Annotated in this window: 16 protein-coding genes and 2 pseudogenes; 8 read left to right on the top strand and 10 right to left on the bottom strand. The window is 42.0% G+C overall.

The annotated features are described in order from the left end of the window. The first annotated feature begins 47 nt into the window (after nucleotides 1-47). The 3 genes from PX484_RS01955 to PX484_RS01945 all read left to right on the top strand — a co-directional run bounded on the left by PX484_RS01955 (nucleotide 48) and on the right by PX484_RS01945 (nucleotide 3,459). Nucleotides 48-1,799, top strand: coding sequence for an ABC transporter ATP-binding protein/permease (locus PX484_RS01955; RefSeq protein WP_287766329.1), 1,752 nt, complete (start codon nucleotides 48-50; stop codon nucleotides 1,797-1,799). Between the two features lie 151 nt (nucleotides 1,800-1,950). Next, on the top strand, nucleotides 1,951-3,027 hold the full coding sequence (gene hisC / locus PX484_RS01950; protein ID WP_287766327.1) for a histidinol-phosphate transaminase: 1,077 nt from the start codon (nucleotides 1,951-1,953) through the stop codon (nucleotides 3,025-3,027). 51 nt (nucleotides 3,028-3,078) lie between these two features. Continuing rightward, a complete protein-coding gene (locus PX484_RS01945; protein WP_223211207.1) occupies nucleotides 3,079-3,459 on the top strand; it encodes a nuclear transport factor 2 family protein in 381 nt (126 codons plus the stop codon). A 17-nt stretch (nucleotides 3,460-3,476) separates the two neighbouring features. Here the strand turns inward: PX484_RS01945 and PX484_RS25935 are convergent. The 10 genes and pseudogenes from PX484_RS25935 to PX484_RS01905 all read right to left on the bottom strand — a co-directional run bounded on the left by PX484_RS25935 (nucleotide 3,477) and on the right by PX484_RS01905 (nucleotide 11,793). Beyond that, nucleotides 3,477-3,672, bottom strand: a pseudogene (locus tag PX484_RS25935) (hypothetical protein). Nucleotides 3,673-3,685: 13 nt separating this feature from the next. Next, nucleotides 3,686-3,826: pseudogene (locus tag PX484_RS25930) on the bottom strand (DUF7149 domain-containing protein); the annotation flags it as partial. A gap of 173 nt (nucleotides 3,827-3,999) precedes the next feature. After that, nucleotides 4,000-4,743, bottom strand: coding sequence for a DUF1995 family protein (locus tag PX484_RS01940; RefSeq protein WP_287766326.1), 744 nt, complete (start codon nucleotides 4,741-4,743; stop codon nucleotides 4,000-4,002). Nucleotides 4,744-5,021: 278 nt separating this feature from the next. Then, entirely contained in the window at nucleotides 5,022-5,294 is a 273-nt protein-coding gene (locus PX484_RS01935; RefSeq protein WP_002804170.1) for a hypothetical protein, read from the bottom strand. A 5-nt stretch (nucleotides 5,295-5,299) separates the two neighbouring features. After that, nucleotides 5,300-6,085: a hypothetical protein gene (locus PX484_RS01930; protein ID WP_287766323.1), complete on the bottom strand. Its 786-nt coding sequence runs from the start codon at nucleotides 6,083-6,085 to the stop codon at nucleotides 5,300-5,302. 121 nt (nucleotides 6,086-6,206) lie between these two features. After that, entirely contained in the window at nucleotides 6,207-7,952 is a 1,746-nt protein-coding gene (locus PX484_RS01925; protein ID WP_287766320.1) for a diflavin flavoprotein, read from the bottom strand. Between the two features lie 51 nt (nucleotides 7,953-8,003). Further along, nucleotides 8,004-8,504 (bottom strand): phosphate-starvation-inducible PsiE family protein, encoded by a 501-nt coding sequence (locus PX484_RS01920; protein WP_002769278.1) that lies wholly within the window; start codon nucleotides 8,502-8,504, stop codon nucleotides 8,004-8,006. 156 nt (nucleotides 8,505-8,660) lie between these two features. Then, the gene (locus tag PX484_RS01915; protein WP_287766317.1) at nucleotides 8,661-10,385 is read right to left on the bottom strand and encodes a diflavin flavoprotein; all 1,725 of its coding nucleotides are present in this window, start codon (nucleotides 10,383-10,385) and stop codon (nucleotides 8,661-8,663) included. A 387-nt stretch (nucleotides 10,386-10,772) separates the two neighbouring features. After that, the gene (trmD, locus tag PX484_RS01910) at nucleotides 10,773-11,468 is read right to left on the bottom strand and encodes a tRNA (guanosine(37)-N1)-methyltransferase TrmD (RefSeq protein WP_002804174.1); all 696 of its coding nucleotides are present in this window, start codon (nucleotides 11,466-11,468) and stop codon (nucleotides 10,773-10,775) included. A gap of 184 nt (nucleotides 11,469-11,652) precedes the next feature. Next, nucleotides 11,653-11,793 carry a hypothetical protein gene (locus PX484_RS01905; RefSeq protein ID WP_157404799.1) on the bottom strand — a complete coding sequence of 47 codons (141 nt, stop codon included), beginning with the start codon at nucleotides 11,791-11,793 and terminating at the stop codon, nucleotides 11,653-11,655. Nucleotides 11,794-11,841: 48 nt separating this feature from the next. Between PX484_RS01905 and PX484_RS01900 the strand changes: the two genes are divergently transcribed. The 5 genes from PX484_RS01900 to PX484_RS01880 all read left to right on the top strand — a co-directional run. Then, the gene (locus PX484_RS01900; RefSeq protein WP_149976600.1) at nucleotides 11,842-12,696 is read left to right on the top strand and encodes a cyanophycinase; all 855 of its coding nucleotides are present in this window, start codon (nucleotides 11,842-11,844) and stop codon (nucleotides 12,694-12,696) included. 107 nt (nucleotides 12,697-12,803) lie between these two features. Continuing rightward, nucleotides 12,804-15,437: a cyanophycin synthetase gene (gene cphA / locus PX484_RS01895; protein ID WP_002804175.1), complete on the top strand. Its 2,634-nt coding sequence runs from the start codon at nucleotides 12,804-12,806 to the stop codon at nucleotides 15,435-15,437. A gap of 117 nt (nucleotides 15,438-15,554) precedes the next feature. Beyond that, nucleotides 15,555-16,256, top strand: a complete 702-nt coding sequence (locus tag PX484_RS01890; RefSeq protein ID WP_287766314.1) for a DUF488 domain-containing protein — start codon at nucleotides 15,555-15,557, stop codon at nucleotides 16,254-16,256. After that, nucleotides 16,192-16,638: a DUF488 domain-containing protein gene (locus PX484_RS01885; protein WP_024969514.1), complete on the top strand. Its 447-nt coding sequence runs from the start codon at nucleotides 16,192-16,194 to the stop codon at nucleotides 16,636-16,638. Before PX484_RS01890 ends, PX484_RS01885 begins: the two co-directional genes overlap by 65 nt. Then, a partial coding sequence (locus PX484_RS01880; RefSeq protein WP_288102725.1) for a dual OB domain-containing protein occupies nucleotides 16,626-17,180 on the top strand: 555 nt, incomplete at its 3' end. The genes PX484_RS01885 and PX484_RS01880, both read left to right, overlap by 13 nt.

Below are 17,180 nucleotides of genomic sequence, written 5' to 3'. Positions count from 1 at the left end.
TTAATCAACTACCCTATTGGAAAAATTCATTTACTTAATTTATAACTATGCAATCACAACATATTCCTAAGCAAGCGCAAAAAAAATCTGATTCAAAGCTTAATTTTCTAGAATTTTGGAATAAACTGAAGTTAGTTCTTGAAGCCTATTGGTATCCAATGGAAGCAGATGGTAGAGTTTTTTCTGAGGTTATTAAATCCTGGGGAATGTTAATACTTTTGCTATCATTAATCATCTGTTTAGTGGCTGTTACTGCCTTCAATAGTTTTATTTTGCGTCAATTGGTTAATGTAATTGATGAGAAAAATTTATCTGGGTTTACGAACAATCTTTTTATTTTGGTTGTTAGCTTTGTGTTGATCACTCTCTTAACGGGACTTTCTAAGTTTGTGAGAGAGAAAATAGCCCTTGACTGGTATGAATGGCTGAATGATTATATGTTGCAGAAATATTTTAGCAATCGTGCCTATTATAAGATTAACTTTGACTCAAACATTGATAATCCTGATCAACGTCTAACCCAAGAAATTAAACCCATCGCCAAAACAACCCTCAGTTTTTTTGCAACTTGTGTCGAGAAAATCTTGGAAATGATAGTTTTTTTCGTGATTCTCTGGCAGATTTCTAAAACCATTGGAGTGGTTTTGATTATTTATACCACTATCGGTAATTTGATTGCCTTTTATTTAAGCCAAGAATTTAATAACATTAATCAAGAAGAACTCGAAGTTGAAGCCAATTATAATTATGCTGTTACCCATGTTCGTAATCATGCCGAATCCATTGCTTTTTTTCAGGGAGAAGATCAAGAATTTAATATTCTTAAAAAACGATTTAGTTCTTTAATTCAAACTGCTTTACAAAAGATTAATTGGGAAAGAAATAAGAACTTTTTTGATCGAGGCTATCAGTCAATTATTAACGTGTTTCCCTTTTTACTCGTCGCCCCTTTATATATTAGAGATGAAATTGATTTTGGACAGGTAAATCAGGCTAGTTTAGCCGCCAATCTTTTTGCCACAGCTTTGGGTACATTGATCACTGAATTTGCAACTTCAGGACGACTTTCTAGTTATATTGAGCGTTTAGTGACTTTTTCAGAAACCTTAGAAACGATTACCCAGGAAGTTGAGGGTGTAAGCACCATTAAAAGCATTGAAGAAAACCGCCTCGCTTTTGATCATGTCACCTTACAAACTCCTAATTATGAAAAAGTAATCGTTGAAAATTTAACAATTGAGTTAGCATCAGAACAGGGTTTATTAATTGTTGGACCGAGTGGACGTGGCAAAAGTTCTCTTTTAAGAGCGATCGCCGGTTTATGGAATTCAGGCACTGGACGTTTAATACGACCACCAGGCAAAGAAATCCTCTTTTTACCCCAGCGTCCATATATCATTCTAGGAACATTACGCGAACAATTACTTTATCCGAATGTAGATCGTCAAGTGAGCGATCAAGAACTCAGTGAAGTTCTACAACAAGTAAACCTTCAAGATGTGCTTACCAGAGTTGGAGGCTTTGATCAAGAAGTCCCCTGGGAAAATATATTATCACTAGGGGAACAACAACGTCTGGCTTTTGCCCGAGTATTAGTGACCCGTCCTCATTTTGTTATCTTAGATGAATCAACTAGTGCTTTGGATTTGATCAATGAAAAGAATTTATATCAACAGTTAAAAGAAATAAAAACAACGTTTATTAGTGTGGGACATCGAGAAAGTTTATTTGATTATCATCAAACAGTTCTAGAACTTTTGCCAGATTCGACTTGGAAAATTTCTCCCGTTTCTGGGTGATTAAATATAAAATGTGGGATAGGCATCCTGCCCGTCCAAAGGCTAGAAGCTTGTTCTACTTCTAAGAACTAATTAAGCCCACTTACTTGTCCCAATTTCTTCAAGTTCTTGTCTGGATTAATTCCAAAACTTCCATTAGGTAATTTTAAAAATGAAACATCTGATCAACGAACATATTAGAGCATTAAATGCTCCTAAAGCTGACTTATTGAATCACGACAGAGGCGTTTTTTTGGACAAAAGTGAGTTGCCCTATGGACCGTCTCCTCTCGTCATCCAAGAAATGATCAAGGCCGCAACGACAGTTAACAGATATCCGGAAATTTTGCATCATTCTCTACGGACTGCAATAGCTAATTATACGAATACTAGAAAAGAACAAATTTTTGTAGGAAATGGCTCAGATGCTATCATTGAATTACTGCTCAAGATTTTTGTCAAATTCGGCGAGAATGTTTTAATTCCGATTCCAACATTTTTTGTTTACCAACACGCAACAAAAATTGTTGGCGGTAATCCAATTTTTGTTAATAGATTAGATGACTTTGGGTTAGAAGTTCCTCGTCTTTTACAGAAAGTCACCCCTGAAGTAAAACTTATTTTTATTGCTAATCCGAATAATCCTACCGCTAATTATGTCTCACGAGAGATTATTATCAAAATTCTTAATGAAGTGGATTGCATTGTAGTGGTGGATGAATGCTATTATGAATTTTGCCAAGAAACGGTAATAGACCTAGTTGATCAATATCCTAATTTAGTCGTTTTGCGTAGTTTCTCAAAAAGTTTTGGTCTGGCTGGGCTTAGGGTAGGTTATAGTATTGCTAATGAAACAATCATTGATTATCTTTATCGAGTTGCTAACCCATTTTCAGTCAATGCGATCGCTCTTGCGGCTGCTGTTGTTGCCTTAAAAGATATAGATTATGTAAATTCCAATATTGAAAAAATCTGTCAAGAAAGAGAAATTATGGCAAAGAATCTAGCGCAATTGGGTTGTTTGGTATATCCATCATCCACCAACTTCTTGTTTATTGGAACCCATTCATTGAGAATTCCATCAAAGCAGTTGGTTCAAGCACTTCAGGACAAGCAAATTTTTGTTCAGGATTGTGGTTTGCAAGCTGGTTTAGATGAATATTGTTTTAAAGCTTCGATTGGTACATCTGCGGATAATCAGGTTTTACTTAAAGGTCTGAAGGAAATTCTTCAAATTAGACCTAATTAAACAACAACTTTGGGAGGCAATTGGTAAATGAACGTAACGGAGACATTAACTATGTATCAGTCTATTAATTCTCAAAATATTACAGCCAATGAAGAATTAATCGTTAATTTATTTGAGGCTATTGATTCTTCTGATTTTAAATTATTAGTCAAGTATTTTGATAAAAATATTATCTATCAACGTCCAGGTTATCACGATTTGATTGGTATTGATAAACTTCTGCATTTTTATCAGTATGACAGAATCATTGTATCTGGTAAACATCTTATTGAACATATTGTTGTCGCAGAGAAGTATGGTTCATGCTGGGGACAGTTTATTGGCATACATAAAAATGGCTCTCAACTGAATGAGGGTTTTGCTGATGTGTACTCTTTTGAAAACAATAAAATTAAAACTCGGCGCAGCTACTTTTTTAGACCAGCAATCTAGCTGTCAGTAGTTAGCTATCAGCCCTCAGCTTTTTGGCTCTTCGTTACTTGGTATGGTTCGATAGGGGGGCATAAATCGACTAAATCCTTATCTGGCAAGAAATTTAATTGATTAGTTCGCTCTAGATCAAAAACAATTGACAAAAATCGCCAAATATCTTTCTCTATCTATAAGGGTTTCATCTCTTATAATCCTGTCCGTTGCATAAGACAAACCGAAGAGCCTTAAACTCTTCAGACTTTTTGCTGTCACATTGCTCCAACAAGCGCGTCAAATTAGCTTGAAAAACCTGAATTGTTTCATCAGGCTTGATTTTCAAGTAAACCCGATTTAAGGCTTGTTTGAGTTCTCGCTTATTGACAATCATAAAAGTTTACCTCTAGGGAAACTACCGACTAATCTTATTATAGCATTGCCAAATGATCGGTTAAAATAGAAGGATAAAAGTTGCAATCGAGGTCAATCTGTAGAAGCCAAGAATTTCTAACAGCAATGGGGAAAAAATCCCCCGTCACAGCCTAGCTTTACGGGGGGAGTATGTCACTGTTGTAATGCTTTTAAGAAGCGTCCCATAGTAGCAAATAAACCAGACTTTTTGGCTTTATTAGCAGGATTAGAACCATCATTAGGAGTATTACTAGAAGCTTTCAGAATCAGATTTTCTAAAGCTTCGCCCATGGGTTTAGTGGATTGTTCAGAAATTAACTCATAACCGTCTTCTTTTTCTAGCCAAACTTGCCACAAGGAAGGATAGGAACGATACACGATCGCTGATTCCAAGGGACGAAAATAATAACAACTTTCTAGGATACTTAAAAATCTTTCTCGCAATTGTCGGGCTGCGTAACCGATACCCACTACCGATACATCTTCCAATTGAGGAATTAGAAGAACTACGGGGCGATCTTCGGCAAGGTAACAGAGTTTTTCTACGGAATTAATCTCAACCGAGGAGGGGCAAACAACTAAAAAAACTTCATCTTCGGGCTTAATTTTGTTTTCGACAGGAATAAAACGACTACCTAAATCTCCCAGTTGAAAAACTGTTTCTCCCCAATCCCTTCGAGCTAACATGGCAGCCCCAGTATCGGGAAAAATTACCCTTAAACCAGAACCATAACTGTCAAAAATAGAGGCAAAATCAAGGGCTAAAGCTTGCGCTTGCAGGGCAATTTCTGGGATGACTAATTCCACTTGTATGCGTCTAGCTCCCGATTCTAGAGCCAGTTGGGTGGCGGCTTTCGCTTGCAGGATAGTTTCTTCTAGGGAATTGGGTAGGGTCATTTCAGTTATCAGTTATCAGTTATCAGTTATCAGTTATCAGTGACTACCTCTGGTCGTCGGTGACTTAAAATCAGAAAGATTTTAATTTTTATAAAAGGTAGGGTTGATTCATAGTAGGGTTGATTCATAGTAGGGTTGATTCATGAATCAACCCTACCCTTAATAGATGAAGTGTGACGGGATTTGGCATCATCCCCAGCATTAAGATAACTCCTATAAAATACCTTTAGTTTTTAAGAAGAAAGTCGGTAATCGGAGAAAAGGTGAAGAGAGAAAGCTTAGGAAAGCTGATAGGAGCCGTGACGTTGGGCATAATAATCGAGAATTGCCGTCACCAGAGCGCGATCGCTTTCCTGAAAAGTCTCGGTATAGTTAATTTCTAGACTACCGATCTGACTTTGGTGATAATCGAATTGTTGGAACTGCTGGGGAGTGAGATGGGTTTCCACACCCTGAACCTGTTGTAAATGGCTGGCTAACTCTCGATAGATAGCCAAGGGCATTTGGGGATAAATAATGGTTTGTTTTTGTTGAATAGCAATCGATCGCACGGGTTTTATTCTCCTGATTCGGAAATATTATAGCTGATCGAGGCTTGCGGTGCTGCGGCTGGTCTGGGGACATCATCCCCTAAGCGACGGGTAATAGTTTGACCGTATTGTTCTAAGACAATATAGAGGTTATCGGGATTAGTATCGATCGCTTTAACTAAAATTAAACCATTAGAGAGGGTAGAACCGGGGATAACTCGGCGTTCCGTGGCTTCTCCGGGGGCTTTCACGATCGCCATGGCAGTGGTAGGTAACTGGAAGATGCCCGATACTTGCACTTCTTCCGCTTCCGTCGGTTGCGGTGGTGGTGGTGGAGCTTTTACTATCGATCCTCCGGGGGTGGGAGGATTGCCCGTGGCTGCGGCTGCGGCTGCGGGGGTGGAACGATTGCCTGTGGCTGCGGCTGCGGGGGTGGAACGATTGCCCATTGCTGCGGGTGCGGTAGCCGCCGGAGTCCCAGCCGGGGGTTTTTCCGCCACTGTAATCGTAATATTTGGTTGTAGGGTAAAAGGGGCAAAGGGATCGCTGCGACCGCGATTAATTTCCGCCCGTTTTTGGTCAGGATCGGTGGCGGGAATCAATCCAGGTACTTTTGGGGTGGCTGGTTTGGTAGCCGGTTGCACAGCACCGCTAAAGGCAGGAGGTTGGGCAGCTGGGGGACTAGGAGAGGGGGTGGGGGTGGGGGTTTCTTGGGTAATCGGTGGGGATTGATTAGCTTGGTTAGAAGCTGGACATCCCACCAACAATAAAGCGACACTCCCCACCGATAGGATTAGCGGCAATTTTTTCATGGGGAAACAAAGACAAAATAGCCCGGTCGGACAGCCTCACATACTAACATAACCTATGCTTTCCAGAAATCTAGGCCGATGATAGGGGAAAAGTCAGGAATTTTGCGCCGCTAGTCCAGTTTTAGTACTGACTACCGGATTTACGATGACCGATGGCGGTGACACCGTTACTATCCAAAACTTGACCCCGCTCGACGGTAGCATAGACTAACCAGCGATCGCCGCAGAGTTGTCGCTCTTTGACCGTACACTCTAGATAGGCGAGACTTTCGCTTAAAATCAGACAGCCATTTTCCCCGACTTGGGTTTCTAATCCTGTAAAGACATCGCCGCCAGATTTGATGCGATTGGAAAAATGGCGGCGTAAATTGCGCCCTTCCTTGAGAATATTCAAGATAAAGACGGTTCCCGAGTTAATTAGGCGATCAGCGGCTTGCTCGTCAGCAACGGCGATAATTAGCCCCGGGGGGTTAAAACTGGCTTGGGATACCCAAGAGGTCAAGAAACCAGCATGATCCTCGCCCTGACGAGTGGTGAGAACAGAGAGGGAACCGACGATCCGACCAACGGCCTGGGCAGTGCGATCGATTTGTGTTTCGGTCATTCCCTGTTGGGGAACCCGCAATTTTTTGGTTTTTTTCAAGGTCTGGGCAAAAGTTTCTCCGGCTAAATAACCTGCTTGTAAACTGGTTTCTGTGGGGTTAAAACGCACGCGCAAGGATTCAAAACCAAGGCGATAATTGGCATCTTTGAGTTTAGTTTCAATTAAATCTACCGCTTCCCCACTCCAACCGTAGGAACCAAAAACCCCAGCTAATTTAGTTTTTGCTGCCGTGGAAAGAACGATTCCTAAAGCAGTTTGGATCTGGGTAGGAGCGTGACCGGCTAAGGTGGGAGAACCGATAATAAATCCGTCACAATTTTCGATCGCTTGACTAATTTCGGCAGGGGTGGCAAACTCACAATTTATTGATTCTACGGCCAGATCATTTTCTAATAATCCTCGTTCGATCGAGCGGGCCAAGGTGGCAGTATTTCCGTAGGCAGAAGCATATAATAAAGCCACTTGTAGAGGTCGAGTTTTTTGTTCTTGACACCAATAACGATAATCGTGGGCAAGACGACTAAGACTATAGCGAATTATCGGACCGTGGGCGGGTGCATAATATTGGGCGGGAAATTCTTTAATTTTGTCGAGGGCTGTTTCTACCGCTTTGGATTGCACGGCATGGAGACAATCAAAATAATAACGACGATCTGCGTCTAATTGTTTCCAATTTTTATCCCAAATATCGTCACTGCACAGATGCACACTAAAGAATTTATCGCTGTATAAAATTTGGGTTTTTTGGTCAAAAGTGCAGATACCATCAGGCCAGCGGGGGGTAGGGACATTAATAAAACTGAGTTGATGACCTTGCCCTAAATCAAGGATTTCATCGGTTCGTATGCCCAAAATTTGGGCATCGGGAAAAGCATTTTTCAGGGTATTGACGGCAGATTTAGAACAGAGGATGCTGATTTGATGGGTTTGGTCTAATAATGCCTTTAAAGTGACGATACGATTGGGATTAACGTGACTGAGAATCAGATAATCGAGACGATGTAAGGGGACATATTGACGAATTTCTTCCAAATAAATTTCGGTGAAGGATTCTCCGGGGGGATCGATTAAGGCGGTTTTATCGCCCCGGATAAGATAGGAATTCGCGGTGGTTCCCCGTTGACGAGCATATTCTATTTCAAATTTTAATCTTTCCCAAGTACGCGAGCGAAAAACCCACGTTTGCTCGGCAATTTCGGCGGTTTGAACATCGCGGGGGCGATTATTAATAGCAGGATTGGAAATTAAAGTATTAGTGGTCATAATTGTTAAGTTGTTTATTAGCTGTACTGATAAATGATAACTGATAACTGATTAAGTTTTGCTGTTTATTTCAGTTAATTCTTTAACTAAATGTTGACGATAACGTTCAGAAACTTTTTGTTCAGGATCGATACCTTCAAAGGTGGGAGGCAGCCAAACTCTTAACACCATTAATGTACCGAGAACTATTAGAAAAGCACAGGCGGCTAATACTTGTGTCCAATTAGTTTCTAGGACTCCTCTGACAATTAATTCTCGCAAAACCGAAACGATAGAAACTTCCACGGCAACACCGATAGAAACTCGTTTTTCTTGCAAATAAATAATTAACAATCGGAACAATTCTACTAGAATTAAGAGGAATAAAATATCGGCGGTAATAATCCGAAATTGAATCGGTGGCAGCAGCGACATAAACATTTCTCTGACTTCTAACACCATGAAGCTAAATAAACCAATACAGAGAGAAATGACAATTAAATCTTGAATCATTTCTAAGACTTGCACTACCCGCACCATCATTGGGGAAGGTTTTTTAATTGGTTCGTACATTTTATTCCTCCTAAGATTGATAGAATTGGATGTTTCAGTTATCAGTGAGCAGTAAACAGTAATCAGTGAAAATAAAGCGGCAACTTCCTACTTAACACTATCCACTGAAAACTTAAATCTGATAACTGATAACTGATAACTGATAACTGATAACTGTTAATAATGGTTGCCAACTTTGCGATGATGGACAGCAGTTAAGACATCTAAACGGGCAACTCGTCCACTATTAACGGTACAATAAACTACCCAATGATCGCCGCAATCTAAACGACTGGTGACTTCACATTCTATGTAAGCTAAGGCATCGGCTAAAATTGGTGATCCATTATTGGCAGTATAGGTTTTAATGCCTTCAAAACGATTGGCACCGGGAGAGAAACGCTTGAGGAAATGTTTCATTAATTTCTGGTAATTATCCTCAGCCAAAACATTTAAAACAAAGGTATCGCTAGGCTGTAAAAATGATACCATTGCCCGATCTTTGGCCACTGCAATCGCCACACCTAAAGGATTTAAACTTGCTTGTGTCACCCAAGAGGCAATCATGGCACTGGATAAATCGGCTTTTTGGGAAGTAATTAGATACAATCCGGTACTAATACGGCCTAAAGCCTTTTCTAAGTCGTTGTTAATCGACTTAATTTGTTTAATCGTTTTTTCTCGGCTTAACCATTGGCCGAGGTCGGTTCCTGCTTCATCGGCAATAAAATCGAGGGATTGATTGGTATTATCTTTAACTAAAAGAGGAGGAAAAGCTTCGATCACGACCATTTCCTGTAATTTATTTCTTAAGGGAAAAATTGGTTCATCTTCCCCACCTCCTGACTCAAATAATCCTACCGCTTGTTTGCCATTGACCGAAGCAAGAATCGTGCTTAAAATCGTCTGGTTAATCGGGGAAGATTGGGGAGGCATTCCGATGACAACTCCTTTAGACTGATTGATTAATTCTCTGACTTCGTGGGGATCAGCATTATTCATGTCGACTAATTCTGTCACCACATCAGTTTTAGTCAAACCCTGACTAATCATAGTAGCTAAATGTTCGCTTTGTCCGTAATCTTGGGTAAAGAATATAGCCACTAAAGTATCGGCAGAAGTTTGTTCTTGACTCCAAGCTTGATAGCGTCCCACCCAATCAGAAATATGGTGTTTTAATAGGGGACCGTGACCGGTGGCAATGAGATTAATCTCGAATTTCTCGATTCTTTTAATTGCCCCTAAAACTGAACGAGCATTCGGTCGCATCAGACAGTCATAATAGGTTTGAAAATCGGCTTCTAGCAGGTCTTTTTCTAGATCATAGGTTTGATCATCACAAAAGTGCATTCCGAAGGCATCACAGGTAAAAAGGGTGGCAGTTTTAGCATCAAAAGTGAAGATAGTATCAGGCCAATGAAGATTAGGGGCTGAAACAAATTCTAAAACATGACCATTACCTAAGTCTAAAGTATCACCACTTTTAACGATTAACTGTTTAAAGGGTCTGTGTACCATGTTTTCGAGGAATTGCATGGCAACTTTTGCCCCCACCACGGTAACTTCTGGGACTAATTCCAAAACTTCTTTGACTAAACCACTGTGGTCGGGTTCGGTGTGACTGATAATTAAATAATCAAGATGATTGATGTTGATTAGTTTAGTTAATTCATCCAGATAAAGGCGATCAAATTTGCGGTGAGATGTATCAATTAGGGCGGTTTTTTCCCCTTGAATAACAAAAGAGTTATAAGTCGTACCGTTTTCTAAACCAAACTCGATATCAAAACGATCGCGGTCCCAATCCAAACAGCGTAAGGTAAAAGTATTTTCGGCGATTTCTTGGATTTGTGTGGTTAAACGGCTGGTTTTAGCGGGTTTTGGAGTGATTAAAGCCACCATAATTTCTATCTCCCACAGGATTTGATTCGGAACTGCATTTGCTTAATTCCTATGGTGACTTGCTTTCAGCGATTTGTAAAATACCAATTACTCAAGTAAATGATTAGTTGAATTTATATAACCTTTTGTCTATGGTTGCGCCTATTAAACCCCCACCAGCTAGAGAACTAGAATTTTTTGGCAAGAGCAGATAGACTCTAGAGACTGGGAACGAAAAAGAGACCTAAAATGCCGAAAGTGGATTGGAAACGTTGCCATCAAAGTCTAGAAACCAGAAGAGCCATAATTCATAATTCATAATTCATAATTCATAATTCATAATTCATAATTCATAATTCATAATTCATAATTCATAATTCATAATTCCCACGCGAGCATTTTTGGGGATTAATCCCCTTCCTCTAGCCATTTTTGCCAGAGATCTGGACGACGCTCCTTCGTGCGATCGAGTTGTTGTTGATAGCGCCAATCAGCGATATCCTGATGATTACCCGATCGCAAAACCGGCGGCACTTGCCAACCGCGAAAGACTGGGGGCCGGGTATATTGGGGATAATCCAATAAACCCGCCTCAAAACTCTCCAATTTCAACGATTCCGCCTTACCTACTGTACCGGGTAACAACCGGGTCACCCCGTTAATAATCGCTAAAGCAGGAATTTCCCCACAAGTTAGGACAAAATCCCCTAAAGATACCTCTTTAGTCACCAAATGCTCACAAACCCGCTCATCTACCCCTTCATAATGCCCACAGATGAGAATTAACTGCTGATAACTACTGGCCCAAGTTTTCAGTAAAGCTTGATTGAGAGGTTCCCCCTGGGGAGTCATCAGCACGATCTCCCGGGGTGGTAAAATTTCTAAAGACTCGATCGCCTCAAAAATTGGCTCTGGTTTTAATAACATTCCCACACCACCACCGTAGGGTTCATCATCGACGCGACGGTGTTTATCGTGGGCAAAATCCCGGAGATTGACCAAATTTACCCTAGCGATGTCGCGTTCGAGAGCTTTTGCCAACAACCCCGACTGCAGCGGTGAAGTAAAAAAATCGGGAAAGAGAGTAACAATGTCAAACTGCACGGGAAAAATTAAGGCCTAGACTGGAATAGTGTTTAATGTATCATTTTGTCACGGCTCGATCGGTTAAAATCTTGCTAATTTTGCGATAGTCTATCTCAATAACATGATAGACTATGCTGTACTGTCTAGGGGTTTTTCTGGCTCTAGCTTGAGTGATCGAAGTCTAGCCTAGACTTAAAGTTAACTAAAAGTCCGTGATTGCCAGTGGATCGAAGAAAATTGCTAAAATCGCCTCTACTATTGCTTGATGTCCCGAAAAATATCCCCAAACCGCATTTTTTTCCGTCAACCGTTCAGGGAAAATAACATCAAGATACTTGTCCATCTTCCCGAAAAACCTTCCATCCCTAAAAATGTCTATTCGTTCAGTGACATGATCATCGAGCTAGAAACCCAACACCACGAAAATCCTGCCCCCATATCTCTCAAAACGGCGATTTTAGTCATTGGAGGTGCCGAGGATAAAGTCCACGGTAAAGAGATACTGCACACCTTTTGGAATCGCGCTGGGGGTAGCGAAGCAGTGATCGCTATTGTTCCCTCCGCTTCCAGAGAACCAGTTTTAATCGGCGATCGCTATCAGAAGATTTTCGAGGAAATGGGGGCAAAATACGTCAAAGTTATCGATATTCGTGATCGCGTACAGGGAGAAGACCCCCAATTCCAGGCCTACATCGAAGAATGTACAGGTGTATTTATGACCGGAGGCGACCAGCTGCGTTTATGCGGTTTGCTCTCCGATACTCCCCTGATGGAAAGAATCAGACAAAGAGTGCAACAGGGAGAATTAACCCTAGCTGGAACTAGCGCCGGGGCCGCCGTTATGGGTCATCACATGATTGCTGGGGGCAGCAGCGGGGAAGCACCTAATCGGGCCTTAGTGGATATGGCCATGGGATTAGGTCTCATTCCTGAAGTCATTGTCGATCAACACTTCCACAATCGCAACCGCATGGCTCGGTTAATGAGCGCTATCTCTGGTTATCCCGAACGTTTAGGAATTGGCATCGATGAGGATACCTGCGCTATGTTTGAACGGGATGGCACGATGACGGTAATCGGCTGCGGTACAGTAACGGTAATTGATGCTAGGGAAATGTCCCACACCAACCACCATCACGTCACCGCAAACGAACCTCTGAGTCTGCATAATCTGCGGGTACATATTCTTGCCTACGGTGATGGCTATCATCTCAAAAAACAGCAAGTGATCCCTAAATTGGGGTAAAAAAACTCCTGAAAAACTGTTCACGATGAACAGTTTACCCATCTCGGAAAACCAGACAATAAACAACGGCTTCTTTGTGCTTCTCAACAGCGAACATCAGCTATATCATGAAAATTCTCAGAACCCAAACCCTGCGCGGTCCCAACTACTGGAGTATTCGTCGCGACAAGCTCATTGTTATGCGTCTAGATCTCGAAGATCTCGCAGAGAAGCCATCGAATGAAATCCCAGGCTTTTACGAGGGATTAATCGACGTTCTCCCCAGTTTAGTCGAACATTACTGCTCCCCCGGTTATCGCGGTGGTTTCTTTGAACGAGTCCGCACTGGCACTTATATGGGCCACATCATTGAACATATCGCCCTAGAATTGCAGGAATTGGCAGGAACTCCCGTCGGGTTTGGTCGCACGAGAGGCACCTCCACCCCCGGAGTCTATAACGTGGTGTTTGAATACGTTGAGGAGCAAGCGGGACGTTATGCGGGTCGGGCTGCCGTGCGGTTGTGTCAATCGATTGTCGATACGGGAACCTATCCTAAGCAAGAATTAGCCCAAGATTTAGCCGATTTACGCGATTTATGCAATAATGCCTCCCTCGGTCCGAGTACAGAAACCATCGTCAAAGAAGCACAAGCTAGAAATATCCCCTGGTTACTCCTGAGCGCTCGTGCCATGGTGCAATTGGGCTATGGCGTTCACCAAAAGCGCATTCAAGCCACTTTAAGCAGTTTTTCGGGGATTTTAGCCGTTGAGTTGGCCTGTGACAAGGAAGGCACAAAAACTATCCTCAAGGATGGTGGGATTCCAGTCCCCCGGGGTACGGTGATTCAATACTTGGATGAGTTGTCAGCGGCAATCGAGGAAGTGGGAGGGTTTCCCATCGTGATTAAACCCCTCGATGGCAACCACGGCCGGGGCATCAGCATCGATGTTAAAACTCAACAGGAAGCAGAGGAAGCCTATGATCTAGCCAGTGCCGCCTCGAAAACCCGCAGCGTGATCGTAGAAAGATACTATAAAGGCAGTGATCACCGAATTTTAGTCATAAATGGCAAAGTTGCCGCCGTGGCCGAACGGATTCCCGCTCACGTCGTCGGTGATGGGCGCTCAACTATAGAAGAATTAATCGAAATTACTAATCAAGATCCCAACCGGGGTGACGGTCATGCCAACGTTTTAACTAAAATAACTATTGACAAAACCGCCCTTAATGTGCTAGAGAAACAGGGCTATGAATTAACCAGCATTTTACCCCAAGGTGCAATCGCCTATCTGCGGGCCACCGCTAATTTAAGCACCGGCGGCATCGCCGTGGATCGTACCGACGAAATTCACCCCGAAAACGTCTGGATCGCCCAAAGAGTGGCAAAATTAATCGGTTTAGACATTGCCGGGATCGATGTGGTCACAGATGATATCCGCAAACCCCTGAAAGAAGTGGACGGGGTAATCGTAGAAGTCAACGCCGCTCCCGGTTTTCGGATGCACGTCGCCCCCAGTCGCGGTTTACCCCGCAATATCGCCGCTCCAGTTATCGATATGTTATTCCCCCCCGGTACTCCCAGTCGCGTGCCAATTCTGGCGATTACGGGAACTAACGGCAAAACCACCACTAGCCGCTTAATCTCTCATATTTGCCGGCAAACGGGGAAAGTAGTCGGATTTACCACGACGGACGGCGTATATATCGATGATTATCTGGTAGAAAAGGGCGATAACACCGGTCCCTACAGTGCCAGTATGATTTTGAAGGATCCCACGGTGGAGATTGCCGTGCTAGAAACGGCCCGGGGTGGTATCCTGCGATCGGGTTTAGCTTTTAATCAGTGCGATGTGGGAGTGGTGTTAAATGTGGCCGCCGACCATTTGGGTATCGGCGATATCGACACCATCGAACAAATGGCGAAGGTAAAAAGCGTTGTGGCCGAGGTGGTTAGCGCCGAGGGTTACGCGGTTTTAAATGCCGATGACCCCTTGACCGCTAGTATGGCCGAAAAAGTCAAGGGAAGAGTCGCTTATTTTTCCATGAGTCCCGATAACCCGATTATTCACGACCATATCCGTCGCGGTGGCATGGCCGCCATCTATGAGAATGGCTATCTGTCGATTCTAGAGGGAGAATGGACGCTGAGAATCGAGGAAGCGGTCAATATTCCCGTGACTATGCAGGGAATGGCTCCTTTTATGATTGCTAACGCCCTGGCCGCCTGTTTAGCCACTTTTGTGCAGGGTATCGATATCGAGTTAATTCGCCAAGGGGTGCGGACTTTTAAACCTTCCGTGGCCCAGACCCCCGGCAGGATGAACCTGTTTGACTTGGGACACCATCACGCTTTAATCGATTATGCCCATAATCCCGCCGGATACGAAGCCGTCGGCGGTTTTGTCGGCAATTGGTCCGGGGAAAAAGTCGGCGTGGTTGGGGGGCCGGGCGATCGACGCGATGATGATTTAATTTTATTAGGGAAATTATCGGCCCAAATGTTCGATCGAATTATTGTTAAGGAAGATAACGATACTCGCGGTCGCCGCCGAGGAGAAGTGGCCGATTTAATTCTCCGGGGAATTAGCCAAGAAAATGCCAGTTTGCGACCAGAAGTTATTCTCGATGAAACGGAAGCTTTAGAGAAGGCTTTAAGCACGGTTTCCGAGGGTGGTTTAGTGGTAATTTTCCCGGAAAGTGTCACCCAGGCGATCGATTTGATCGAGAAACATCGACCCCTGACCGATAATCAGGGTTAAAAGTTGGGATATTCTGCCTATAGAGTCACTTCTAGCCCGATGGTCTGTTCCCCTCTCTAGGCAATCGTTGATCTACAATGATTATTGTAGGCTTTCATCGAAGGAATAATAATATTGATGCAGTTATTCACCATCGGTCACTCTAATCACGAAATTGCCTCATTTATGCTTCTACTTAAGAAGCATAATATAACTGCCCTTGCTGATGTTCGTTCTCATCCTTATAGCCGATTTCTCAAGCATTTTAATCAGTCAATATTGTCAAATGCTTTAAAAAGTGAAGGCATTTACTATGTGTTTTTGGGCAAAGAATTAGGAGCCAGACCGAGCAGCGAAGAATGTTATGTCAATGGTAAGGCTTTATACGAAAAAATTGCTAAAACATCTGATTTTAATCATGGAATTGAACGAATTTTACAGGGAGTGAAAAAACATCGAATTGCCCTTATGTGTGCGGAGAAAGACCCGATTGAATGTCATAGAGCGATTCTGGTTTGTCAACATCTACGTCATTGCGATTTAGATATTTATCATATTCTAAAAAATGGTGACTTGGAATCTCATGACCATTTGGAAGAAAGAATGCTGTTCAAACATAGTTTGACCGATTTTTCAGCCAGTAGTCAAAAAGAAATTCAGCTTTCTTTATTTGTCGAGCCAAATAGCAATCTTCTCACAAAAGCAGAATGTTTGGAGAAAGCTTATAAGCTTCAGGGTGATGCAATTGCTTATATAGAAACAAGTGGTAATTATGATGAACAGGACAATCAATCTCTTTACAATTGGCTTTACTCAAAAGACTGCACAGAAGTTCTTTGATGACTTACAAAAAGCTGGTGTTAAGAGAGTTATAGATACTCGTTTAAATAATGTTTCCCAATTAGCAGGATTTAGTAAAAAAGCTGACCTAGAATATTTTTTAAAAGTCATCGGTGGCATTGACTATGTTCATGTTTTAGACTTAGCTCCAACTCAAGATATTCTTGATGAATATAAAAAGAAAAAAGTTGATTGGACAATATACGAACAAAAATTTAGACAACTTATTAGTAGCCGGAGGATTGAAACAAAAGTTTCTCCAGATGTAATTAATAACGCTTGTTTACTCTGTAGTGAGGCAAAACCTCATAATTGTCACCGTCGTTTAGTGGCCGAATATTTAAAGGAGAAATGGGGGAATGTCAATATATGTCATCTCTGAAAAAAATTGTCTGTCTTGCTAATTCATGGAAATTAAATGAACGCTGTATCGCTGGAATTGATATTGGTTCAGGAAATTGGGTTCGTCCTGTGTGTGATTCTCTTTATCCAGAAGATGGCAGGGTTCCACGAGCAGTTAGACTAATTTCTGGTAAAGAACCAAAAGTTTTAGATATTCTCGAAATTCCCCTGGCTGATACTGGCAATGATTTTGGGTTTGAATCGGAAAATTTTTCCGTTTTACCCGGTGAGTGGAAATGTGTAGGTAGATTCAATATCAATAATTTGGGAAAGTATTGTAGAACCCCAACAAAAATACTGCACAATTCAATTAAATATGTTAATCCTTCTTATTTGAAAAACCTTAATTTCAATCAACGTTATACTCTCCAGTTGATTCAAGTGCAGAGTTTTAGAGTATATCAAAAAGAAAATTCAAAAGGAAATTTTGAGTGGCGTGGCACAATTACAACAGCGAATGGTAACAGTTTGACAGAAGCAAAGATAACTGATCCCGTATTTGTCGAGAAATTAAATACAGGC

The organism is Microcystis sp. M49636_WE2 (genome assembly GCF_030065375.1).
GTDB lineage: Bacteria > Cyanobacteriota > Cyanobacteriia > Cyanobacteriales > Microcystaceae > Microcystis > Microcystis aeruginosa_C.
This window is presented reverse-complemented; position numbering and strand designations above follow the sequence as displayed.